22 protein-coding genes are annotated in these 22,076 nt (G+C 73.7%); 18 read left to right on the forward strand and 4 right to left on the reverse strand.

What is annotated here, in order from left to right:
- The first annotated feature begins 38 nt into the window (after positions 1–38).
- From ACQPZA_RS10735 to ACQPZA_RS10780, 10 genes are all read left to right on the forward strand, one after another.
- Entirely contained in the window at positions 39–887 is an 849-nt protein-coding gene (locus ACQPZA_RS10735) for a cell division protein FtsQ/DivIB (protein WP_433280132.1), read from the forward strand.
- 207 nt (positions 888–1,094) lie between these two features.
- On the forward strand, positions 1,095–2,516 hold the full coding sequence (gene ftsZ, locus ACQPZA_RS10740) for a cell division protein FtsZ (RefSeq protein ID WP_433280134.1): 1,422 nt from the start codon (positions 1,095–1,097) through the stop codon (positions 2,514–2,516).
- Between the two features lie 26 nt (positions 2,517–2,542).
- Positions 2,543–3,235 (forward strand): peptidoglycan editing factor PgeF, encoded by a 693-nt coding sequence (gene pgeF, locus ACQPZA_RS10745; RefSeq protein WP_433280136.1) that lies wholly within the window; start codon positions 2,543–2,545, stop codon positions 3,233–3,235.
- Between the two features lie 101 nt (positions 3,236–3,336).
- Entirely contained in the window at positions 3,337–4,068 is a 732-nt protein-coding gene (locus tag ACQPZA_RS10750; protein WP_433280138.1) for a YggS family pyridoxal phosphate-dependent enzyme, read from the forward strand.
- Positions 4,069–4,125: 57 nt separating this feature from the next.
- Positions 4,126–4,833: a cell division protein SepF gene (locus ACQPZA_RS10755; protein WP_433280140.1), complete on the forward strand. Its 708-nt coding sequence runs from the start codon at positions 4,126–4,128 to the stop codon at positions 4,831–4,833.
- A 4-nt stretch (positions 4,834–4,837) separates the two neighbouring features.
- Positions 4,838–5,131, forward strand: a complete 294-nt coding sequence (locus ACQPZA_RS10760; RefSeq protein ID WP_312859490.1) for a YggT family protein — start codon at positions 4,838–4,840, stop codon at positions 5,129–5,131.
- Between the two features lie 47 nt (positions 5,132–5,178).
- The gene (gene wag31 / locus ACQPZA_RS10765; RefSeq protein WP_169399533.1) at positions 5,179–6,045 is read left to right on the forward strand and encodes a DivIVA-like cell division protein Wag31; all 867 of its coding nucleotides are present in this window, start codon (positions 5,179–5,181) and stop codon (positions 6,043–6,045) included.
- Positions 6,046–6,105: 60 nt separating this feature from the next.
- Positions 6,106–7,899 (forward strand): hypothetical protein, encoded by a 1,794-nt coding sequence (locus ACQPZA_RS10770; RefSeq protein WP_433280143.1) that lies wholly within the window; start codon positions 6,106–6,108, stop codon positions 7,897–7,899.
- 299 nt (positions 7,900–8,198) lie between these two features.
- A complete protein-coding gene (ileS, locus tag ACQPZA_RS10775) occupies positions 8,199–11,378 on the forward strand; it encodes an isoleucine--tRNA ligase (RefSeq protein ID WP_433280145.1) in 3,180 nt (1,059 codons plus the stop codon).
- A 14-nt stretch (positions 11,379–11,392) separates the two neighbouring features.
- Complete coding sequence (locus ACQPZA_RS10780) at positions 11,393–11,668, forward strand: DUF167 domain-containing protein (RefSeq protein WP_433280147.1); 276 nt, start codon at positions 11,393–11,395, stop codon at positions 11,666–11,668.
- Between the two features lie 84 nt (positions 11,669–11,752).
- On the opposite strand, the gene ACQPZA_RS10785 is transcribed toward ACQPZA_RS10780, so the two are convergent.
- Positions 11,753–12,133: a DUF4267 domain-containing protein gene (locus tag ACQPZA_RS10785; protein WP_433280149.1), complete on the reverse strand. Its 381-nt coding sequence runs from the start codon at positions 12,131–12,133 to the stop codon at positions 11,753–11,755.
- A gap of 92 nt (positions 12,134–12,225) precedes the next feature.
- Here ACQPZA_RS10785 and ACQPZA_RS10790 point away from each other — a divergent pair, with 92 nt between their 5' ends.
- Both ACQPZA_RS10790 and ACQPZA_RS10795 read left to right on the forward strand, forming a co-directional pair.
- Entirely contained in the window at positions 12,226–12,801 is a 576-nt protein-coding gene (locus tag ACQPZA_RS10790) for a TetR/AcrR family transcriptional regulator (RefSeq protein WP_433280151.1), read from the forward strand.
- Between the two features lie 62 nt (positions 12,802–12,863).
- Positions 12,864–13,616 (forward strand): class I SAM-dependent methyltransferase, encoded by a 753-nt coding sequence (locus ACQPZA_RS10795; protein ID WP_433280153.1) that lies wholly within the window; start codon positions 12,864–12,866, stop codon positions 13,614–13,616.
- An 11-nt stretch (positions 13,617–13,627) separates the two neighbouring features.
- Here the strand turns inward: ACQPZA_RS10795 and ACQPZA_RS10800 are convergent, their stop codons facing one another.
- From ACQPZA_RS10800 to ACQPZA_RS10810, 3 genes are read right to left on the reverse strand one after another with little or no spacing between them, the layout of a single operon-like run.
- Complete coding sequence (locus tag ACQPZA_RS10800; RefSeq protein ID WP_433280155.1) at positions 13,628–14,407, reverse strand: DUF4097 family beta strand repeat-containing protein; 780 nt, start codon at positions 14,405–14,407, stop codon at positions 13,628–13,630.
- Between the two features lie 2 nt (positions 14,408–14,409).
- Positions 14,410–15,093, reverse strand: coding sequence for a response regulator transcription factor (locus ACQPZA_RS10805; protein ID WP_433280157.1), 684 nt, complete (start codon positions 15,091–15,093; stop codon positions 14,410–14,412).
- Complete coding sequence (locus tag ACQPZA_RS10810) at positions 15,090–16,388, reverse strand: sensor histidine kinase (protein ID WP_433280159.1); 1,299 nt, start codon at positions 16,386–16,388, stop codon at positions 15,090–15,092. The genes ACQPZA_RS10805 and ACQPZA_RS10810 overlap by 4 nt, the downstream gene beginning before the upstream one ends.
- Before the next feature lie 148 nt (positions 16,389–16,536).
- On the opposite strand from ACQPZA_RS10810, the gene ACQPZA_RS10815 reads away from it, so the two are divergent.
- The 6 genes from ACQPZA_RS10815 (at position 16,537) to ACQPZA_RS10840 (ending at position 22,031) form a co-directional block, all read left to right on the forward strand.
- On the forward strand, positions 16,537–18,030 hold the full coding sequence (locus tag ACQPZA_RS10815) for a potassium/proton antiporter (protein WP_433280161.1): 1,494 nt from the start codon (positions 16,537–16,539) through the stop codon (positions 18,028–18,030).
- Positions 18,031–18,034: 4 nt separating this feature from the next.
- Positions 18,035–18,628, forward strand: a complete 594-nt coding sequence (gene lspA / locus ACQPZA_RS10820; protein WP_433280163.1) for a signal peptidase II — start codon at positions 18,035–18,037, stop codon at positions 18,626–18,628.
- A 37-nt stretch (positions 18,629–18,665) separates the two neighbouring features.
- Positions 18,666–19,550 carry an RluA family pseudouridine synthase gene (locus tag ACQPZA_RS10825; RefSeq protein ID WP_169399539.1) on the forward strand — a complete coding sequence of 295 codons (885 nt, stop codon included), beginning with the start codon at positions 18,666–18,668 and terminating at the stop codon, positions 19,548–19,550.
- A 13-nt stretch (positions 19,551–19,563) separates the two neighbouring features.
- Positions 19,564–20,241, forward strand: coding sequence for a hypothetical protein (locus ACQPZA_RS10830; protein ID WP_433280165.1), 678 nt, complete (start codon positions 19,564–19,566; stop codon positions 20,239–20,241).
- 96 nt (positions 20,242–20,337) lie between these two features.
- Positions 20,338–21,054 (forward strand): DUF998 domain-containing protein, encoded by a 717-nt coding sequence (locus tag ACQPZA_RS10835; protein WP_433280167.1) that lies wholly within the window; start codon positions 20,338–20,340, stop codon positions 21,052–21,054.
- Positions 21,051–22,031: a hypothetical protein gene (locus ACQPZA_RS10840; protein WP_169400147.1), complete on the forward strand. Its 981-nt coding sequence runs from the start codon at positions 21,051–21,053 to the stop codon at positions 22,029–22,031. The genes ACQPZA_RS10835 and ACQPZA_RS10840 overlap by 4 nt, the downstream gene beginning before the upstream one ends.
- The last annotated feature ends 45 nt before the right edge of the window (positions 22,032–22,076 follow it).

The following is a 22,076-nucleotide window of genomic DNA, read 5'->3' on the forward strand; positions in this document are numbered from 1 at the left end:
CCGCCGGCCGGCCCGACGGACACCGGCGAGGAGGGCCTGTGAGCAGCTCGACGACCCCCCGTCCCGTGTCCCGCCCGGCACCTCCGCGCTCGATGGAGGACCGGCCCACCCGGCGTCCCCCGGGACGCCAGCCGCGTCCGGCGGTGCGGCCGGTCCCGGCGTCGCGCTACCGGCGCCGCAGGCTCGCCGCCCTGCTGGTCGCGTTGCTGCTGCTCGTCGGCCTGGGCCTGACCGGCCGCGTGCTGCTCTACGACGTGGGCCTGGCCGACGTCGAGAACGTCCAGGTCACCGTGGCGAACCGGGGCGGCGCCCCGGACACCGCCGACGACACCGTCGTCCCGGTCGACGACGTGGTGGCCGCCGCGGGGGTCACCGTGGGCGCTCCGCTGGCCGCCGTGGACACCGCCGGGGTCGCCAACCGGGTGGCCCAGCTGCCCGGCGTGGAGTCGGTCCGCGTCACGAGGAACTGGCTGCACACGGTCACCATCGACATCACCGAACGGGTCGCGGTGGCCACGGTGCAGACCGCGCAGGGCCTGGCGCTCGTCGACCGGTCCGGTGCGGTGTACCCCGGTGCGGCCGCGCCGGGACTGCCGCGGTTCACGTTCGGCGCGGTCGGCCCCGACGACCCGTCCACGCAGGCGGCGGTCGCCGTCCTCGCCGCGCTGCCGGACTCGGTGCGGACGCAGATCCTGACCGTGGACGCCACGGACACGGCGCCGGACGCGCCGGGTCAGGTGACCCTCGGCCTGTCCGGCGGGCGGCAGATCCGCTGGGGGTCCCCGGACCGGTCCGCCGACAAGGCGGCCGTGATCGTGCCGCTGCTCACCCAGCCCGGCCATGTCTTCGACGTGACGAGTCCGGACCTGCCTACGATCAAGCGGTGAGCACGTGCCACCCATGCACTCGCCCGGGTTGCGGCGCCACTCTGCGTGACGCAGGAACCAGGGGAGTGGGTGACTTCACGGCCGACCCGGTCGGGGGGTTGCCTCTGCGCGGCGCGCCTGCTGGACCGGGACCATGAGGCGACCTAGCGTTCGAACACGAAGGCCCGGACCCCTGGGTCCGCCCGAAGCTGGACTGGAAGGTGCGCCATGACGCCCCCGCACAACTACCTGGCCGTGATCAAGGTCGTCGGCATCGGTGGCGGCGGCGTGAACGCCGTCAACCGAATGATCGAGGTCGGTCTCAAGGGCGTCGAGTTCATCGCGGTGAACACGGACGCGCAGGCGCTCCTGATGTCCGACGCCGACGTCAAGCTCGACATCGGCCGGGAGCTGACGCGCGGGCTGGGTGCCGGGGCGAACCCCGAGGTCGGGCGCAAGGCGGCGGAGGACCACCGCGAGGAGATCGAGGAGGTCCTCAAGGGGGCCGACATGGTCTTCGTCACGGCGGGCGAGGGCGGCGGCACGGGCACCGGCGGCGCACCGGTGATCGCGTCGATCGCCCGCAAGCTCGGCGCGCTGACGATAGGTGTCGTCACCCGCCCGTTCACCTTCGAGGGCCGCCGCCGCGCGGGGCAGGCGGAGGACGGGATCCAGGGGCTGCGCAACGAGTGCGACACGCTGATCGTCATCCCGAACGACCGGCTCCTGCAGCTCGGTGACGTGGGCGTCTCGCTGATGGACGCCTTCCGGTCCGCCGACGAGGTGCTGCTCTCCGGTGTCCAGGGCATCACCAACCTGATCACCACGCCCGGCCTGATCAATCTCGACTTCGCCGACGTCAAGAGCGTCATGTCCGGTGCGGGCAGCGCGTTGATGGGTATCGGGTCCTCGCGGGGCGAGGGCCGGGCGGTGCAGGCGGCGGGCAAGGCGATCAACTCCCCGCTGCTCGAGGCGTCGATGGACGGTGCCCAGGGCGTGCTGCTCTCGATCGCCGGCGGCTCCGACCTGGGTCTGTTCGAGATCAACGAGGCCGCGTCACTGGTGCAGGAGGCCGCGCACCCCGAGGCCAACATCATCTTCGGCACGGTGATCGACGACTCCCTCGGTGACGAGGTGCGGGTCACGGTCATCGCGGCCGGGTTCGAGGCCGGCGGTCCCACGCACAAGAAGATGGAACCCACCGCGTTCCGCTCGCCCGACCGGCCGTCCCCCACATCGGGCACCGGCGGGGCCCCGGCCTACCCGGCCGACCGGCCCGCGCCGAACCAGCCCGCAGCGAGCGGCAACGGTGCCCAGCACCAGCAGGGCGGGCCGGGCAACGGCTACGCCACGGGTCAGGGCAACGGTTACCCCACCGGCTCCAGGCCGCCGGCGGGCAACCCGGCCCCGGCGCACCAGGCGGGCACGCTGCCGCCGCCTGCTCCCTCGCCCGGCCCCTACGCGCCGCCCGCCCCCCGTCAGCCGGACTCCCCGCGCCGGGACCAGAGCTTCGATCCCGGCCACCCGCCCGCCGCGGACAGCCCCCGCCCGCCCGCGGCGCCGGACCGCCCGAACCCCGGCTTCACGCGACCGGTCGAGGCCGACGACTTCGACGACGACGTGGACGTGCCGCCGTTCATGAAGCGTTGACCCGAGCGCGGGCCCGCGTCCGGCGGGTGGTCACGACCCGGGCCGGTGGGCGTTCGACCGGCGGCTTCGGCACGTTCAACCTGTCGACGGGCGTGGGCGACGACCCGGCCGCCGTCGCGGCCAACCGCCGCCGCCTGTCGACCGAGCTGGGCATTCCGGTCGTGTTCCTCGGACAGGTGCACGGCACGAGGGTCGCCACCGTGGACTCGGTGCCCGAGGTGGGCGCGCCGGACATCCCGGCCACCGACGCCGCCGTGACGGCCCTGCCGGGCGTCGGGCTCGCGGTGCTGGCGGCCGACTGCGTGCCGCTGTTGCTCGCCGACCCGGTGGCCGGCGTCGTCGGCGCCGCTCACGCCGGCCGGGTCGGGGCGGCCGCCGGCGTGCTGCCGGCCACCGTGGCCGCCATGGTGGCCCTCGGCGCGCGGGTGGAGGCGCTGGAGGTGCTGCTGGGTCCTGCCGTGTGCGGGGCCTGCTACGAGGTCCCTGCGGCGATGCGGGCCGAGGTGGACGCCCGCCTGCCCGGCAGCGCGGTGCGCACCCGCCGCGGCACCCCGGGACTGGATCTGCGCGCCGGTCTCTACCACCAGCTCACCGCACTCGGGGTGGCGCGGGTCGGCGGCGACCCGCGGTGCACGCTCGAGGAGCGCGACCTCTACAGCCACCGCGGGAGCGCCCCGACCGGCCGCCAGGCCGCGGTCATCTGGCTCGACCCCCGCTGAGCGGTCCATCCGGCCGCCGGGCCCGGTTCCGTGGACGATGGCAGGGTGATCTTCGGTGTGATAGACAGCCGGGCCTGATCCGGCTGCGGACGGGGTGGGCTGTGGATGCGCAGAGACGCGAGGAGCTGACCCGTCGGCTGCAGGCCGTGCGGGAACGCATCGACGCCGCCTGTGTCGCCGCCGGGCGGGCGCCCGGTGACGTGGCGCTGGTGGCCGTCACCAAGACCGTGCCGGCCACGGACGTCGCCGTGCTCCTCGATCTCGGTCTCACCGTGTTCGGGGAGAACCGGGTGCAGGAGGCCGGGGCGAAGGTCTCGAAGGTCGCCGAGCTCCGTCCCGACGCAACGCCCCGCTGGCACTTCATCGGTGGGCTGCAACGGAACAAGGCCAAAGCCGTCGCGCGCTGGGCCGACCAGGTGGAGTCGGTGGACTCGGTGCGGCTGGCCGACGCTCTCGACGCCGCCGTGCGGCGCGAGCAGGACACCGGTGGGCGCCCCGGCCCGCTGCCCGTTCTCCTCCAGTACAGCGTCGACGGCGACCCCGAGCGCGGTGGCGTGCCCCGCGACGGCCTCGGGCCGCTCGCCGAACGTGTCGCAGCCTGCGCCGGGCTGCAGCTCACCGGCCTGATGGCGGTGGCGCCGCTGGGTGCCGATCCCGATGCCGCCTTCGCCGACGTCGCCGAGGCGGCCGCCTGGCTCCGTGTCCGGTTTCCGCAGGCCAGCACCTTGTCGACCGGAATGAGCGGTGACCTGGAGGAGGCGATCAGGCATGGATCGGACGTGGTGCGTGTCGGAACAGCCCTTGTGGGGGAACGCCGGATAACCTCCGGGTGATCGTCGCGCCGTGCTGTCTGCGGCCGACCGTCGGGGGCGTCGATGATGGGAGCGCGAATGGGCGCGATGTACCGGCTCAAGGCCTATTTCGGCATGGTGCCCGCCGAGGAGATGGGCGAGTACGCCGACGAGCCGGTTCACGACCGGTACGACGACCGGTACGCCGAGGGCCGCCGTTCCGACCGGAGCTCCCGCGAGTACGGCGACGACCGATGGGACGACCGCTCCTACGACGACGACTCCCGACGCGCCCGCTACGAGGACGAGTGGGACCGGCGCCCGCCCCGCCCGGTGGCGGCGGTCGAACGGACCGCGCCACGGACTACCGCAGTGCCGCCCGTCGGCGTGCCGGGGGCGGGACCGTCGGTGGTCCGGGGTGCGCTCGCGATCGATCCCGACTCCGTCCGGGAGCCGGTCCGGGCGGTTCCCCCTGCTCCGGCCGCCGTGCCCGAGCAGCGCGACCACGCGACCCGCGGGGCCGCCGCCCTCGCCAGGATCACCACGCTGCAGCCCCGTAGCTACAAGGAGGCGCGCACGATCGGCGAACGCTACCGCGACGGCGTGCCGGTGATCATGAACCTCACCGAGCTGGAGACCGACGACGCCAAGCGCCTCGTCGACTTCGCCGCCGGCCTGGCGTTCGCCCTGCGCGGCTCCATCGACAAGGTGACGAACCGGGTCTTCCTTCTCACACCGGCCGATGTCGAGGTCTCGGCGGACGACGCGCGCAGGCTCGCAGAACGAGGCATCTTCCGCCAGGATTGAGGGCGTGCCCCTCGCCATCCAGTTCGTCGTGTACTACGTGCTGTTCTTCTTCTGGCTGCTGCTCATCGGGCGCATCGTCGCGGAGCTCGTCAGGAGCTTCGCCCGCCAGTGGGTGCCTGCCGGCCCCAGTGCCGTGGCTCTCGAGCTCATCTTCACGGCCACCGATCCACCGGTGAAGTTGTTGCGCAGAGTGATCCCCGTCGTGCGGATTGGCGGCGTGGGGCTAGACCTGTCGATTATGGTTCTGTTGCTGGTCGTGTTCATACTGATGAACGTTGCCCAGCCGACGCCGTTGTGAGCCCCAGTCACACGGTGCCGCCGCCGAGGACTGCATGAGGTGATCCGATGCCGCTGACGCCCGCCGACGTCCACAACGTCGCGTTCAGCAAACCCCCCATTGGCAAGAGGGGGTACAACGAGGACGAGGTCGACGCGTTCCTCGACCTGGTCGAGGCCGAGCTGGCTCGCCTGATCGAGGAGAACGAGGACCTGCGCGAGCAGGTCTCGCAGCTCGAACAGCGCCTCGGGAACGCACAGGCCGACTTGGAGGACGCGCGTTCGCGTCCGCCTGCTCAGATGGGGGCGCCTGTTTCGCCCCCCACTCAGCAGATCCAGCGGCAGGTAGACCCCCCGTCGATGCGGCAGATGGAGCCACCGCGCTCCATGGGCGGCCCGCAGTCGCTGATGGACGGGGAGGGCGGCGACCACCACGTCCAGGTGGCCAAGGTCCTGAGCATGGCCCAGGAGATGGCAGAGCGGCTCACCGCCGAGGCCAAGTCCGAGGCCGACGCGATGCTCACCGACGCCCGCACCAAGTCCGAGCAGCTGCTGTCGGATGCGCGCACCAAGTCCGACGGTCTCGTCAACGACGCCCGCTCGCGGGCCGAGACGATGCTGAACGACGCCCGTACCAGGGCCGAGACGCTGGAGCGGCAGTCGCGCGACAAGGCGGCCACGCTGGTCGGTGACGCCGAGCGCAAGCAGGCGGAGATCATCGGCACGATCACGCGCGACAAGTCGGTCCTCGAGAAGAAGATCGACGAGCTGCGCACGTTCGAGCGTGAGTACCGCACCCGCCTCAAGACCTACCTGGAGTCCCAGCTCAGGGACCTCGGTGAGCGCGGTTCGGCGGCTCCGTCCGACAGTCGGTCCAGCTCCAACGGCGGGTACGCCTCCACCGGCTACGGCCAGCGTGCCGACGCCGGTAGCTGACCGAGACCTACACGGGCGGTGTGGCGGACTCCCGCCGCACCGCCGCACACGGAGAGAATCGTGCTGCTCCTGGTCCTGATCCTGGTCCTCGTCGCCTTCGGCCTGCTGGTGGTGGCGCTGCTGTCCGGCAGCGTCCTGTGGGCGTGGGTATCCGTGGGGGTCAGTGTCGCTGCGGCGGCGGTCCTGCTGGTCGACTGGCTGCAGCGCCGCAACGCGGTGAAGGCCGGTGCCGCCGCGGCGGCCACAGGCAACGGCGCCTCGGGCGCGGCCACGCTGGACGTCGATCCGGTCACCGAGGTCCTGCCGGTCATTCCCCGGCCCGGATCCGCCGCGCCTGCGGGGGTCAACGGAGCCCCTCAGGACGCCGCCGATCACCGGTTCGACGAGCTGCTGGACGGCACGCAGACCGTCGTGATGCCCGCGGTGAAGCCGTCCGGCTCTGCCGATCGACCGCCCGGCGCTACTGCTGGAATCAGCCCATCGGGCAGTGATTTGTCACGCAGCGTAACCAAGAGCGGTTCGGATCACTCCGCTCCGGTGCCGCCGGCGAGCGACGCCGAGGGCACCACCGACTTCGGTGCCGGGACCGCCGGCGCCGCGCCGTCGGGCTCCGCCGTGCCGTCCCCGCCCTCGGCGGCGCAGGCCGCCACCGAGCCGGCGCGCGACGCACCTGCCGCGGCCCGGGCCGACTCCGGCCCGGCGGCCCGCGAGAAGAGCGACCCCGCCGACGGGTCGGCCGCGTCCACCTCGAAGGGCGCGACCGCCGCGGGCACCTCGGCCGTCGAGAGCACCGTGGTCATGAGCGCGCGCAAGCCCGCCACCCCCGCGGGTTCGGCTCCGGACGCCGGCCCTTCCGGCCGCGAGGCAACCGCGGGTTCCGGAACCGCAGCGGCTCCGGCGGCCGACGGCGCGAAAACCGACGCCGCGAAAACCGACAGCGCGAAAACCGACAGCGCGAAGCCTGACGGCACCAAGCGCGGTGGCTCGGCAGCCGGCGGTGCAGTGGCCGGCAGCACCACGACGAGCGCCACCTCCGTGGACGGCACCACTGCCGGTGGTGCGCCGACTGCCGACACGGCGACGAGCGGCACGACCTCCGGCGGCACGACGCCGAGCGGGACCGCGGGTGCCGGCGGGACCCCCGACGGCACGAGTCCCGGTGGTACGACAGCCGGTGGCCCGGCCGCGGGCGGCACCACCACGGGCGGCTCGACGGCAGGCGGGTCGGCAACCACGGCAACGAGCACCACGTCGACCGGCGGCACGACCGCGAGCGGTTCCTCCACGGGTGGCTCGGCGACGAGCACCACGTCGACCGGCGGCACGACCGCGAGCGGTTCCTCCACGGGTGGCTCGGCGACGAGCGGCGCGTCGACCGACGGCACGACCGCAGGTGGCACGACGGCCGGTGGTTCGGTGCCGACCGAGCCGGCCCACAGCCCGGCAGGCGCCGGAGCCGCTGGTTCGCCGGCCGCGGCCGGCGGCGAGGCGCCCGCCGGTGATGTCGCGGGCGACGGCACGCCTGCGGCGGCGGTCACCGGTGGCTCGGCCGAGAGCGCCGCCGCCGACACCGCCGCTCCCGCGGACGCCGCGCAGCCAGAGGCGGACACCGACGCCGAGCCGCCGGAGGAGCCGCCGGACACCGCCGTCTTCGCGCTGGTCGCGGCGCTCGCCGACGAGGTGCTGGTGATCGACGAGCAGCCGCGCTACCACGTGAAGAGCTGCCGGGCGCTGGTCGGCAAGCCGCCGATCCCGCTGGCGGTGCGCGAGGCCATCGAGCTCGGGTTCTCGCCGTGCGGCTGGTGCGCGCCCGACCGCACGCTGGCGAGCAGGCACGGCGCCGCCACCCGGTAGGCGGCCGGTCGGTAGGGCCGCCACCCCGGTAGCAGGCCCGCGGGAATATCGGCTCGCGCCGTGGCGCTACCCTTGCACGCACAGGCACCGATCCGGCCATCACCGGGGAGCCTCCGGAAGAACAGGCGTTCGGCAGCGGCCGGGTCGCCCCAGTAGAACCGGACGGGAGCGGCCCGTCACAGCCGTCCGATGAGAGGCCGTCCTCCGGGGCGGCAAGCGGGGTGGTACCGCGGCGCCCGCAAGGGCCGTCGTCCCCGTGCAGGCAGCAGCACCAGCCACGCACGAGGAGCACACCAGCGATGAGCGCCCACGCCGAGCAGTCGCGTTATCCCACCGTCCCCGCGCACCCGTCCTTCCCCGCCCTGGAGCGCGAGGTCCTGGACGCCTGGGAGTCCGACGGCACGTTCGTCGCCTCGGTCGAGGCGCGCCCCGCGGGGGAGAACGGCAGCAACGAGTTCGTCTTCTACGACGGCCCCCCCTTCGCCAACGGGCTGCCGCACTACGGGCACCTGCTCACCGGCTACGTCAAGGACGTGGTGCCGCGGTACCAGACGATGCGCGGCAAGCACGTCGAACGCCGGTTCGGGTGGGACACCCACGGCATGCCCGCGGAGATCGAGGCGGAGCGCGAGCTCGGGATCAAGGACAAGACCGAGATCGAGGAGATGGGCGTCGCGGCCTTCAACGAGGCCTGCCGCACGTCGGTGCTGCGCTTCACCGACGAGTGGCGTGACTACGTCACACGGCAGGCCCGCTGGGTCGACTTCGACAACGACTACAAGACGCTCGACCTGGACTACATGGAAAGCGTCATGTGGGCGTTCAAGACCCTGTGGGACAAGGGTCTGATCTACTCCGGGTTCCGCGTGCTCTGGTACTGCTGGCACGACGGCACGCCGCTGTCGGCCACCGAGACCAGGATGGACGACGTCTACCTGGACCGGCAGGACCCGGCCGTCACGGTGGGCCTGCGGCTGCGCGCACCCGGCACCGACCTGGACGACGCGCTCGCGCTCGTCTGGACCACCACGCCGTGGACGCTGCCGTCCAACCTCGCGATGGCCGTCAACCCGGCCGTGGACTACGTGCTCGTGGCGGCCAACGGAGAGCGGTACGTGCTCGCCGCGGCCCGCGTCGCCCACTACGCCCGCGAGCTCGGCGAGGAGCCGGAGGTGCTGCGGCACCTGACCGGTACCGAGCTGCTGGGGCTGTCCTACGTCCCGCCGTTCGACTTCTTCTCCGGCTGGGAGAACGCCCACCGCATCCTGGGCGCCGACTACGTCACCACCGACGACGGCACGGGGCTCGTGCACATCGCGCCCGCCTTCGGTGAGGAGGACAAGGTCGTCACCGACGCGGCGGGCATCGAGACCGTCGTGCCGGTGGACTCCCGCGGTGAGTTCGACTCCCGGGTGCCCCCCTACGCGGGCATGCAGGTCTTCGACGCCAACCCGCAGATCATCCGCGACCTGCGCGACGGCGCGCCGCACGTGCAGGGGGTGCTGCTGCGCCACGAGACCTACGACCACCCGTACCCGCACTGCTGGCGCTGCGGCAACCCGCTCATCCAGCGGGCGGTGGACTCGTGGTTCGTGCAGGTCACGGCGTTCCGCGACCGCATGGTGGAGCTGAACCAGGAGATCACCTGGGTGCCGGAGCACGTCCGCGACGGGCAGTTCGGCAAGTGGCTCGAGGGCGCCCGCGACTGGTCGATCTCCCGCAACCGGTACTGGGGCTCGCCGATCCCGGTCTGGGTGTCGGACGACCCGCAGTACCCGCGCGTCGACGTGTACGGCTCGCTCGACGAGCTGGAGCGTGACTTCGGCGTGCGCCCGACCGACCTGCACCGCCCGTACGTCGACGAGCTCACCAGGCCGAACCCGGACGACCCCACCGGGCGCTCGACGATGCGCCGGGTGCCGGAGGTGCTCGACTGCTGGTTCGACTCCGGCTCGATGCCGTTCGCCCAGGTGCACTACCCGTTCGAGAACCGCGACTGGTTCGACCACCACTACCCGGGCGACTTCATCGTCGAGTACAACGGGCAGACCCGCGGCTGGTTCTACCTGCTGCACGTGCTGGCCACGGCGCTGTTCGACCGGCCGGCGTTCCGCTCGTGCCTGGCCCACGGCATCGTGCTGGGTGACGACGGGCAGAAGATGTCGAAGTCACGGCGCAACTTCCCGGACGTCAACGAGGTCTTCGAGCGCGACGGCTCCGACGCCATGCGCTGGTTCCTCATGGCCTCGCCGATCCTGCGCGGGGGCAACCTGGTCGTCACCGAGCAGGGCATCCGCGAAGGCGTGCGGCAGGCACTCCTGCCGCTGTGGAACACGTGGTACTTCCTGTCGCTCTACGCGGGTGCGGCCGGGCGCCGCGGCGTGTTCCGCACCGACTCGGAGCACGTCCTCGACCGGTACGTACTGGCCCGCACGGCGGCGCTCGTCGACGACGTCACCGCGGCGATGGACGTCTACGACGTGGCAGGGGCGTGTGAGCACGTCCGCGACCACGCCGAGGCGCTCACCAACTGGTACGTGCGCCGCTCGCGGGAGCGGTTCTGGGACGGCGACGCCGACGCGATCGACACGCTGCACACCGTGCTCGAGGTGACCGCCCGCGTCGCCGCGCCGCTGCTGCCCCTGACCCTGGAGAAGGTCTGGCAGGGGCTCACGGGCGGCCGGTCGGTGCACCTCGCGGACTGGCCCACCGCCGACGAGCTCCCGCACAACGCCGCACTGGTGACCGCGATGGAGCGCGTGCGTCAGGTGGCCTCGTCGGCGCTGTCGCTGCGCAAGGCCCGCGGGCTGCGGGTGCGGCTGCCGCTGGCCACCCTCACGGTGGCGGCCGCCGACGTCGCGGCGCTGGAGCCGTTCACCGACATCCTGCGCGACGAGGTCAACGTGAAGGACGTCGTGCTCACCACGGCCGTCGCCGAGTTCGGGCGGTTCGAGATCGCGGTCAACGCCCGGGCCTGCGGTCCTCGGCTGGGCGGCGACACCCAAAAGGTGATCCGCGCCGTGAAGGCGGGGGAGTGGACGGCGAGCGACGACGGCACCGTCACCGCTGCGGGCATCGAGCTGCTGCCCGGCGAGTTCACCGAGAAGCTGGTGGCCGCAGGCGGGGAGGGCGCGGGCACGGCGATCGCGGCCCTGCCCGGTTCCACCGGACTGGTCGTGCTGGACACCGCGGTCACGCCAGAGCTGGCGGCGGAGGGGACGGCCCGCGACGTCGTGCGCGTCGTGCAGCAGGCCCGCCGTGACGCCGGTCTCGACGTGTCCGACCGGGTGGCGCTCACGCTCGACGGGCCCGGTCCGGTGCTCGACGCCGTGCGCGCGCACGAGCCGTTCGTGTCCGGCGAGGTGCTGGCGGTCTCCGTGGCCTACGCCGAGGTCGCCGAGCCCACCCTCGCCGGGGCCGTGGCCGCCCCGGACGGGAGCTCCACCCAGGTGCGCGTCCTCGTCAGCCGCACCGCCTGACGAGCGGCAGCCGGGTGCGGATCTCCGTCCGGGTGCGGCCCGGCTCCCGTGCCGACTCGGTCGGCGGGAGCCGGCCGGGCCCGCACGGGCCGGTCCTGCTGGTGTCGGTGCGGGCCCGGCCGGTGGACGGTGCCGCGAACGCCGCGGTCCGCGAGGTGCTCGCCGAGGCGTTCGGGCTCCGGCCCGGGAAGGTCGAGATCGTGTCCGGGCTGTGGGCCCGCGACAAGGTCGTGGCGTTGGAGGGCGACGAGACGGTGCTGGCGACGCGGCACGCCGAGCTGCTCGGCTGACCGGGAGGATGGCCGGATCGGCCGCCGCGCGGGCTCGTTCGCGATCTCCGCGTAGGTCGAAACGGGCGACGACCAGGGACGTGCTCAGCTCCCGAGCAGAAGAAGCAGGCCGGTGATCACCACGGCCACCGCAGTGCCTCCGTGCATGGCGTACCCGAGGGTCTTGCTCCCCTTGTTCCTGATGACCACGAGTGCGTCACCGAACGGGGTGATCGACGCGGCCAGGACGAGCCAGCCGAGCACCTGGAACTGCCCGAGAGCGAGCGGGACGAGGATCACGAGCCCCGACGCGATGTCACGGGTGCCCTTCAGGTACAGCCACGCGCCGGCGTCGCCGCGGGGCCAGTCAGGTAGGCCGAAGGTCGCTGCGCTCGCCTGTGAGGCCAGGAGGTAGCGCGTTCCGACCGCGATGATGCCGACGCCGGTGAGACCGGCGAGGGCGGCGCCGATGTAGGTCACGAGCATGTGGTGCTCCTTCGGGAATCTAGCGTTGCTAGTATCTGAAGCGAAGCTAGCACAAGCGCTGCTTGAAGATCTAGCAATGCTAGGATCAGACGATGCCGAACCAGAACCGCCGCGAGCGGGAGCGCGCTGCACGCCACGAGCTGATCGTCCGGACGGCACGTGAGCTCGCCGAGACCGAGGGCTGGGACGCGGTCACGACGAGGCGGCTCTCGCAGCGGATCGAGTACAGCCAGCCGGTGCTCTACAGCCACTTCGCCGGCAAGGACGCCATCGTCGGGGCGGTCGCGCTGCAGGGCTTCACCGAGCTCGCCGACGCGCTCGCGGCCGCCCGGGTGGGGGCGGCGACGACGGACGAGGCCGTGCCGGCCGTCATCCGGGCGTACCTCGCGTTCGCCGAGACCAATCCCGCCCTCTACGACGCCATGTTCACCCTCTCCACCGACCTGCCGTTCGCGCAGGACACCACGCCCGCTCCGATGCAAGCAGGGTTCGCGCAGCTCCACGACGTGTTCGCGCCGCTGGCAGGTGAGCGGGACACCGGCGTGTTCACCGAGGTCTGGTGGGCCACGATGCACGGGCTCGTCACCCTCGCCCGCGGCGGGCGCCTCCCGGCGGGCGCCCAGGAGCAGCGCGTGGCGATGCTCGTCGAGCAGCTCACCGCGCGGTGACGACGGACCCGGAGCGGGCGACCGGAGATCCACAGCCGCGATCCGCGCGCATACTCGGACCCATGGATGCGGCGACCGTGTGGGCCGAGCGCCAGGAGGGCCGGGGCATCCCCCCGGAGATCCTCGCCAAGGCCCGGAACAACCCGTTTCACCACGACGTCGACTACTTCGCGGCGCCGTCACAGCCCGTGGACACACCGTCGCGGCGGGCGGCTCTGGAGCTGCTCGCCGACGGTGGCACCGTGCTCGACGTCGGCTGCGGGGGAGGGGCGGCCGCCTTCGCGCTGGTGGGCCGGATCACCCACGCCACGGGCGTGGACCAGCAGCAGGACATGCTCGACTCCTTCGCCGCGGCGGCGCGGGCCCGTGACCTCCCGTACCGGACGGTCGCGGGGCGGTGGCCCGACGTGGCCGCCGAGGCCGGCACCGCCGACGTGGTCGTCTCCCACCACGTGCTGCACAACGTCGTCGACCTGCCGCCGTTCGTGCGCGCGCTCACCGCGGCCGCCCGCCGGGGGGTCGTCGTCGAGATGATGACGCAGCACCCGACGGCGTGGCTCGATCCGCTGTGGGAACGCTTCCACGGCCTGCACCGGCCGCCGTCGGCCACCACCGACGATGCGGTGGGCGTGCTGCGTGAGCTCGGGATCGAGCCGGCCGTGCAGCGGTGGGAGCGCGCGTCCGACCGCCGCGACCCGGTGTGGGTGGCCCGCAGGCTGTGCCTTCCCGAGGACAGGGTCCCGGAGGTGGACGCCGTGCTCGACGACCTGGACCGCGTCCGCACCGCGGCCACGCTGTCCTGGACGGTGGGCTGAGCGCCGGAGGATCAGAGCGAGGGACGGACGCGAACGTCGCCGTTCTCGCTGTCGAGCACGATCATGCCGGGTGCGGCGGCGTCCACGGGCACCAGCACCGACGCCTCACCGGTGGTGCTCCGCGCGTCGACCCGGTAGCCGGTGGCCGGCACCGTGACGTCGATCTGTCCGCTGAGGGAGTCCACCGCCAGCGAGCTCGGCGGCTCGCGCAGCTCCAGCCGCACGTCGCCCGACCTCGTCTCGGCGCGCACCACGTCGCTGCGCAGACCCCGGCCGCTGATCACCCCGGACATGACGGTGGCGTCGATCGGTCCGGCGAGGTCGACGAGTGCGATGTCGCCGGTGGCCCGCTCCACGGTGACCGGCCCGGTGAGGCCGCTCACCGTCACGTCCCCGGCGGTGCCCTCGACGTACACCGGGAACGACGGCGGGAGCTCCACGGCGTAGTCGACGTCGCAGTGGGTGGCCAGCAGCCCGCTGCAGGTGGCGTCGAGCCGCACGCCGGCCGAGGTGGTCTCCTCGGTCAGCTCCGGCTGGCCGAGCCCGTAGCGGACCACCGTGCGGATGTGTACGGCACCGTCGCTGCTGGGGGAGAGGGTGACCGTGCCGGCGTCGCTGGCCACGGTGAAGCGTTCGCCCGTGGGCGTGAGGGTGCTCGTCCGCTCGTAGGTGCCCGTCGCCGCTTGGGAGAGCAGCTGCAGCGCGCCGGTGCCGACCACGAGGACGACGAACAGCACGGCCGCCACCAGGACGCCCCGGCGGAGCCCTGCGGTCGGTTCGGTGGAGATCACGGTCAGTCCTCCAGGTATCTGAGCACGGCGAGGACCCGCCGGTGGTCGCTCGGCGCCGCCGGGAGGGCGAACTTGCCGAAGATCCCGCTGATGTGTTTCTCCACGGCCCCCTCGGTGACGGTCAGCGCCTCCGCGATGCCGTTGTTGGAGCGCCCCTCGGCCATGAGGGTCAGCACGTCGCGTTCCCGGGGCGTCAATCCGGCGAGCGGCTGGGCCCGCCGGGACCGCGCGAAGATCTGCGAGACGACCTCGGGGTCGAGTGCGGTGCCGCCGGTGCGCACCCGGTGCAGCGCCTCGACGAAGCTCTCGACGTCGGCGACGCGGTCCTTGAGCAGGTAACCGACGCCGCGGGTGTCGCCGGCGAGCAGTTCGGTGGCGTAGCGCTCCTCCACGTACTGGGAGAGCACGAGCACGGCCACCGCGGGCCAGCGGGAGCGGATCACCAGCGCAGCGCGCAGGCCTTCGTCGGTGTGGGTGGGTGGCATCCGCACGTCGGCGACGACGACGTCCGGCTGGTCGGCGGTCACGGCGCGCAGCAGCTCCTCACCGTCTCCGACGGCGGCCACGACGTCGAACCCGGCCTCGGCCAGCAGGCGGCAAAGTCCTTCGCGCAGCAGCACCGAGTCCTCGGCGACGGTGACCCGGGGGCGGGGGGACGCGGCCGGGCCGATGGGCGCGGCCGTCATCGGGCGGGCTCGCTGGTGGGCAGCTCGACGGTGAGCACGGTGGGGCCGCCGACGGGGGAGTCGACGCGCAGCTGGCCGTCCACTCCGGACACCCGGTCGGCCAGCCCGCGCAGCCCGGTCCCCCGCGCCGGGTCGGCGCCTCCGACCCCGTCGTCGCTGATGACGATCCAGACCGGGCCGGAGCCCTCCCGGCGCACGGTGACCGAGGCGTGGGCGGCGCGGGAGTGGCGGGCGACGTTGGTGAGGCCCTCGGCCACCACGAAGTAGCCGATCGCCTCGATGGTGGCGCTCGGCCGCTCGTCGAGGGCCACGGTGAGGTCGACCGGGACGGGACAGCGCACGGCGATGGCCGAGAGCGCCGCATCCAGCCCACGGTCGGTGAGCACCGGGGGGTGCAGCCCGCGGATGAGCCCGCGGAGGTCGGTGACGGCGTCCTTGGCCTGCTGGTGGGCGTCGTCGAGCAGCTCGCCGATGCCGCCGGGGTCCTGCTTGTAGCGGGCCTTGGCCCGGCCCAGCGTCATCCCCAGCGCGACGAGCTGCTGTTGCGTGCCGTCGTGCAGGTCGCGCTCGAGGCGCCTGCGCTCGGCCTCCCCGGCGTCGACGACCCGGGCGCGGCTGCGCTCCAGCTCGTCGACGCGGCGGGCGAGCGCCCCGGGCACCGGCCCCAGCAGCGCACGGGCGATCGCGATGTCGAGCGCCACGAGCCCGCGCACCACGGCGGGGGAGACGAGCAGCAGGACCAGTCCGAGGCCGGCGAGCAGGGCGCGGCCGCTGCCGGTGTCGGCGAACGGGATGCCGAACACGGTGGCGCCTTGGGAGGGCACCAGGAAGGTGAGCAGCGGCATCGCGAGCATCGCCACCGCGCCCGACAGCAGGAAGTACACCGCCCCCGAGGTCAGCACGCCCAGCGGCAGCGCCACGAGCTGGTACACACCGCGGCGCCGCACTCCGGGGTCACGCCACAGCGCGCCGCCGTAGCGCAGCGGGTTGAGGTCGCGCGGCGGCATCGACTGCGGGGCGATCCGGACGCCGAGGAGCAGGCGCAGCCGGGCGCACTCGATCCGGGCCAGCGCGACGCTCACCCAGGCCGTCAGGATCCACACCGGCAGCCCGAGCAGCGCGAACGGGAGCAGCATCACGGTGAAGAAGAGGCCGGTGAGCAGGACGAACGCGTAGGCCGCGCCGGCCACGCCGTCGAGGAGCAGGTGGGCGGCACCGAGCCAGGTGGACGGAGTGAGCAGGGCCCGCAGCGGATCGGGCCGTGCTCCGCCCACCGCCGGGGTGGTGATGACCATGCGAGCAGGCTAGGGACGGTCGGGGTGCGCGCACCATCCCGCAGGTCCCCGGTCGGGTCTCGGGATAACCCCCCGTCCTGATGACCGTTACGTCCCCCCGTACAGGCCCACCACCTGCGCCGATAACGTGTGGGAACGGAGGTGCGGGATGGCGAGCCTGGAAGTCGTGCTCGGCGTCGTGGCCGCCGTGGTGCTGCTCGGTGTGCTGGCCGTCCGCGCGTCGGTGCGCCTGGGGCTGCCCTCGCTCCTCATCTACCTCGCGATCGGCATCCTGCTCGGCGAGTCCGTGCTGGGTGTCCAGTTCAACGATGCCCCGCTCACCGAGTCGCTCGGGCTCGGGGCCCTCGTGCTCATCCTCGCCGAAGGTGGCCTGACCACGCGGTGGGCCGCGGTGCGGCCGTCGCTCGGGGTCGGCATCGCGCTCTCGACCGTGTCGGTGGTGGTGAGCATCGCGGTGGTCGGGGTGGCGCTGCACCTGCTGCTGGGCCTGGACTGGCGCGCGGCGTTCCTGTGGGGTGCGGTGCTCTCCTCCACCGATGCCGCGGCCGTGTTCAGCGTGCTGCGCGGCGTCGGCGTGCGGCCACGCCTCGCCGGCGTGCTGGAGCTGGAGTCCGGGATGAACGACGCGCCGGTCGTGCTCGCGGTCGTCCTGCTGGCCTCCGGGGAGGCGTTCAGCTGGACCACGCCGTTCCTCGTCGTGTACGAGCTCGCGGCAGGCGCGCTGATCGGTGCCGTGCTGGGCCTCGGTGGGGCCTGGGCGCTGCGGCGCGCCGCCCTGCCCGCCACCGGCCTGTACCCGCTGGCCGCGATCGCCGTCTGCGTCCTGGCCTACTCCGCAGGTCAGCTCGCGCACGCCTCGGGCCTGCTGGCCACCTACGTCGCCGCGCTCGTGCTGGGCAACGCCGACCTGCCGCACCGCGGCGGGGTGCGCTCCTTCGCCGAAGGGCTGGGCTCACTCGCCCAGATCGGGCTGTTCGTCCTGCTCGGGCTCTACGCCTCACCGCCCCGGCTCCTCGACGCGGTGGTGCCCGCGATCGTCGCCGGGCTCGTGCTGATCCTCGCGGCCCGCCCGATCTCCGTGGTGGCCGCGGCCCTGCCGTTCCGCGTGCCGTGGCGGGAGCAGGCCTTCCTGTCGTGGGCCGGCCTGCGTGGGGCGGTGCCGATCGTGCTGGGGCTGATCGCCCTGGTCGAGGGCGCGCCCAGCGCGCAGGCGCTGGTCGACGTCGTGTTCGTGCTCGTCGTCGTGCTCACGCTGGTGCAGGGTCCGACCCTGCCGTGGGTGGCCAGGCGGCTCGGGGTCGCACGCAGCGCCGAGCCGCGCGAGCTCTCCGTCGACGCCGCGCCGCTCGACGAGCTGAGCGCCGACCTGCTGCAGGTGCGCGTGCCGGTGGGCTCGCAGCTGCGCGGGGTGTACCTGAGCGAGCTGCGGCTGCCGCGGGGCGCCACCGTCAGCCTGGTGGTGCGCGACGAGGAGGCGTTCACCCCCACTCGGGAGACCCGCCTGCGCGAACGCGACCAGCTGCTCGTCGTCACCACGGCGCTGGCCCGCCAGGCCACGGAGGAGCGGATCCGCGCCGTCGACCAACGGGGCAGGCTCGCCCGCTGGCACGGCGATCGGGAGCCGAAGGGCCGTAGGGGATGATGGGGTGGTGAGCGAGTCAGCGAGCGAACCGACCACCCGGACCGACCAGGGTCTGGTCGCCAACCCCAAGGTCCGGTTGCTCGCCCTGATCGCCCTGCTGGTGCTGGCCGTCGACATCGTCACGAAGGTGCTGGCGGTCGCGGAGCTCGAGGACCGCGCGCCGGTGCAGCTGCTGGGCGGCCTGGTCTACCTGCAGCTCGTCCGCAACCCCGGAGCCGCGTTCTCGCTGGCCACGGGCTACACGTGGGTGCTCACCATCGTCGCCATCGCCGTGGTGGTGGTGATCCTGCGGGTGGCCAGGCGGCTGCGCTCCACGGGCTGGGCCGTCGCACTCGGCCTGGTGCTCGGGGGTGCGCTGGGCAACCTCACCGACCGGATCTTCCGGGCGCCGGGGCCGCTGCAGGGCCACGTCGTCGACATCGTCTCGCTGTTCACCCCCGACGGCCGCGCCTGGCCGGTGTTCAACACGGCCGACTCCTCGATCGTCTCGGGCGGGGTGCTGCTCGTGCTGCTGGCCCTGCTCGGCCGCGAGCTCGACGGCCGTCGCACGTCCGGCGAGAGCAAGGACCGCGCGGAGGACGGGTCAGTCGGTGAGTGACACCCGCCAGCTCCCCGTACCCGACGGCCTCGACGGCATGCGTGTCGACGCCGGCCTCTCCCGGCTGCTGGGCCTGTCCCGCACCGTGGTCGCCGCGCTCGCTGAGGACGGCCGCGTGGCCGTGGACGGCCGCGCCGCCGGGAAGTCCGACCGGCTGACCGCCGGGTCGTGGCTCGAGGTCGAGCTGCCCGAACCGGAGGCGCCCGCGGTGATCGCCGGGCCGGCCGAGGTCGTCGCCGGGCTCACCGTCCTGCACGCCGACGACGACATCGTCGTGGTCGACAAGCCGGTCGGCGTCGCCGCCCACCCGAGCCCCGGCTGGACCGGGCCCACCGTCGTCGGCGGCCTGGCCGCGCTCGGCTTCCGGGTCTCCACCTCCGGGGCGGCCGAGCGGCAGGGCATCGTCCACCGGCTCGACGTCGGCACCACCGGGGTGATGGTGGTGGCCACCTCGGAGCACGCCTACACCGTGCTGAAGCGGGCGTTCAAGGAGCGCACCGTCGACAAGCGCTACCACGCCGTCGTCCAGGGGCACCCCGACCCGTCCAGCGGCACGATCGACGCCCCGATCGACCGCCACCCGAAGCACGACTACCGGTTCGCGGTGGTGGCCGGGGGCAAGGCCAGCGTCACCCACTACGACACGATCGAGGCGTTCCGCGCCGCCTCGCTGCTGGACGTCCGGCTCGAGACGGGCCGCACCCACCAGATCCGCGTGCACCTCTCCGCACTGCGCCACCCGTGCGTCGGCGACCTCGCCTACGGTGCCGACCCGACGCTGGCCAAGCGCCTCGGCCTCGAACGGCAGTGGCTGCACGCCCGCTCGCTCGGCTTCGAACACCCCGCCGACGGCCGCTGGGTGGAGTTCACGAGCCCGTACCCGGCGGACCTGGCGCACGCGCTGGACCTGCTCACCGACTGATGTCGGCAGGGCGATGACGCCGCGACAGCGGCTGGCCGTGCTCGGCGCCTGCATCGTGGTGGCCCTGCTGGTCGCCCTGTACGGGGCCACGCAGTTCACGCCGCCCGCGCCGCAGCCGTCCCCGGGCTCCGTGCGGCTCGGTCCGGAGCCGGGTGACGACGTCTCCGCGTACCTGGCCGGGCTGCCGGCGGAGCTGCCGCCGCCGGGGGTCGAGACGCTCGCACTCGTGCAGTTCGGCGCGGAGCTCACCGTGCCCGACGCGGTCGCCGCCGCGTCGGGCTCCGTGATCGACACGGCCGTCCTGCGGGTGCCGCTGACCAGGGTGCAGACCGCGCTGCGGTTCGAGCCCCTCGATCCCGGGGTCGCGCCGGAGACCGCGCTCGACACCGTCCGGCGGCGCGCGCAGATGCAGGCCGACGCCGACGCGGCCCGGCTCACCGGCCGGCCGCACGACGTGGCCGCGGCCGAGGCGGCGGCGCTCGCCGACCCCGGGTGCCGGTGCGTCCTCGCGCTCGTCGTCCGATCCGACCGGGCGGGACTGCAGACGCTCGCCGCCCGACCCGGGGTGCGGGCGGTGGAAGCCGCACCCCCGGGCACCACGGACCGCGAGCTCGCGCTGGCTCCGCTGCTGCCCGAGCAGACGGTCCGGGCCGACCCGCCTCCCGACGACGGGCCCGTCCCCCCGGGCTGAGGGCCATCCCGATCCGGACAATGGGGGGATACCCCCGGGTCGACTCGGTGGAGATCCTGATGTCCGTCTCAGCCGCGGCCTGGCACGGTGATCCGCGTGACCAGCATCGGGGGGGCCGGGCGGGACGCCCGGGGCACAGCGTGGGTGGGTGAGACCACCGTCGTGGCGTGCGTGACAGGGGCGTTCCTGTCGCTCGTCGTCCTGCACCTCATCGGCAGCGGGACGCTCGACCCGCTCAGCCGGACTATCAGCGACTACGTCTTCCTTCCGGGCGGCTACGCCCTGCTGGGGGTGGCCGGGGTCGCCCTCGCCGTCGCGGCCATCGTGCTCGCGGGCGGGCTGCGCCGGGGGGCGCTGCCCGACGCGGGGCCGCCCAGCGCGCTGCTGATGAGCATGGCCGGGGCGTTGGCGCTGGTTGCGGTCTTCCCCACCCACGACCCCTCGACCAGTGCAGGCCTGGTCTCCACCGTGCACCGGGCGGCGGGCGGGTGGGTGCTCGTGGTCCTGCCGCAGGCGGTCTGGATGATCGCCCGCCGGGCCCGGACCGCTCCCGGCTGGACGGCCGCAGCCCCCGTCCTGGCCCGGTGCGCGGTCGTCACAACGGCGTTGAGCGCCGGCTTCCTGCTGCTCCTGCTACCGATTGTTATCGGCCTTTCACCCGGATTTCCCCTGCTCGGGGGGGTCCAGCGTGTTCTCTACGCGGTAGTGATGCTGGTACTGGTTGTGACCGCCCGGGCAACCCGGTTGGCAGTGGAACACATGCCGGCCCCGGCGGTCCTTCCGTCCGGCGTCGAGCTCAGGGGTGCGGTGTGATCGACCTCCTCACAGGTCCCGGCGTCGCCATCGCCCTCGCCATGCTCGGCGCCGTCTGCTTCGCGGGTGCCGCCGTCCTCCAGCACCGTGCCGTCTCGGACCGGTCCGGCCCGTCCGGTGCCGGGCAGGAGGGCAAGGTGCTGTCCCTGCGCGGGCTCGGCGCCATCGCCCGCAGGCCCGGCTGGCTCGCCGGTCTGGCGCTGGCCGCGGGCGGATCGGCCCTGCACGCCGGCGCGCTGGTGCTGGCGCCACTGTCGGTCGTCCAGCCGATCGGCGTGCTGGCCGTCCCCATCGCGGTGCTGCTCACCGCCGTCCAGCGGGGCAGCGTGCCGGCGCTCGGGGTGTTCGTCGGCGTCCTGCTCAGCATCGGCGGCGTGGCCGTGTTCGTCCTCACCGCCGCGAGCACCGCCGTCAGCACGCCCCCGCCCGACCAGGCCACCCTGTTCGCGAGCCTCGTCGTCGCCGGGATCGTGCTGTTGCTGGCCGCGCTCGGCATGGCCCGTCCCGGCTGGGTCCGGTGCGTGGCCTGTGCCACGGGCGGAGCGGCGGCGTTCGGCCTCGTCTCCGCGCTCGTGCGGGCCGTCTCCCAGTCGGTCGCGTCCGGCGACGTCGGGGCCTTCGAGCCCCCCGTCCTCGCGGCGGCGGCCGGCATCGGTGTGGCGGTCCTCGTGGGCGGCTGGCTCGTGCAGCAGGCCTTCGCCTCCGGGCCGCCCGAGGTGGTCATCGCCTGCCTCACCGTCGTCGACCCGATCGTGGCCGTGCTCCTCGGAGCGGTGCTGCTCGGCGAGGGGGCCGCCACCCCGGCCGAGACGTGGCTCCTGCTCGTCGTCGCCGCCGCAACGGCCACGGCAGGCGTCATCGCACTGGCCCGCCACCACCCGGACGCGGTGGCGGCCCGCGCTGCCCGCTCCGCTCGCGAACGAACCTCGACTCCGGCTGCTCACACGCGGTCGGCGCACTCCCTGCACCGCCGGTGATCCCCAGCGCCGGTTCGCCCGCACTGCTTCACTCATCTGAGAGGA

Origin of the sequence: Pseudonocardia xinjiangensis (assembly GCF_050948425.1) — a bacterium.
Lineage (GTDB): Bacteria > Actinomycetota > Actinomycetes > Mycobacteriales > Pseudonocardiaceae > Pseudonocardia > Pseudonocardia xinjiangensis.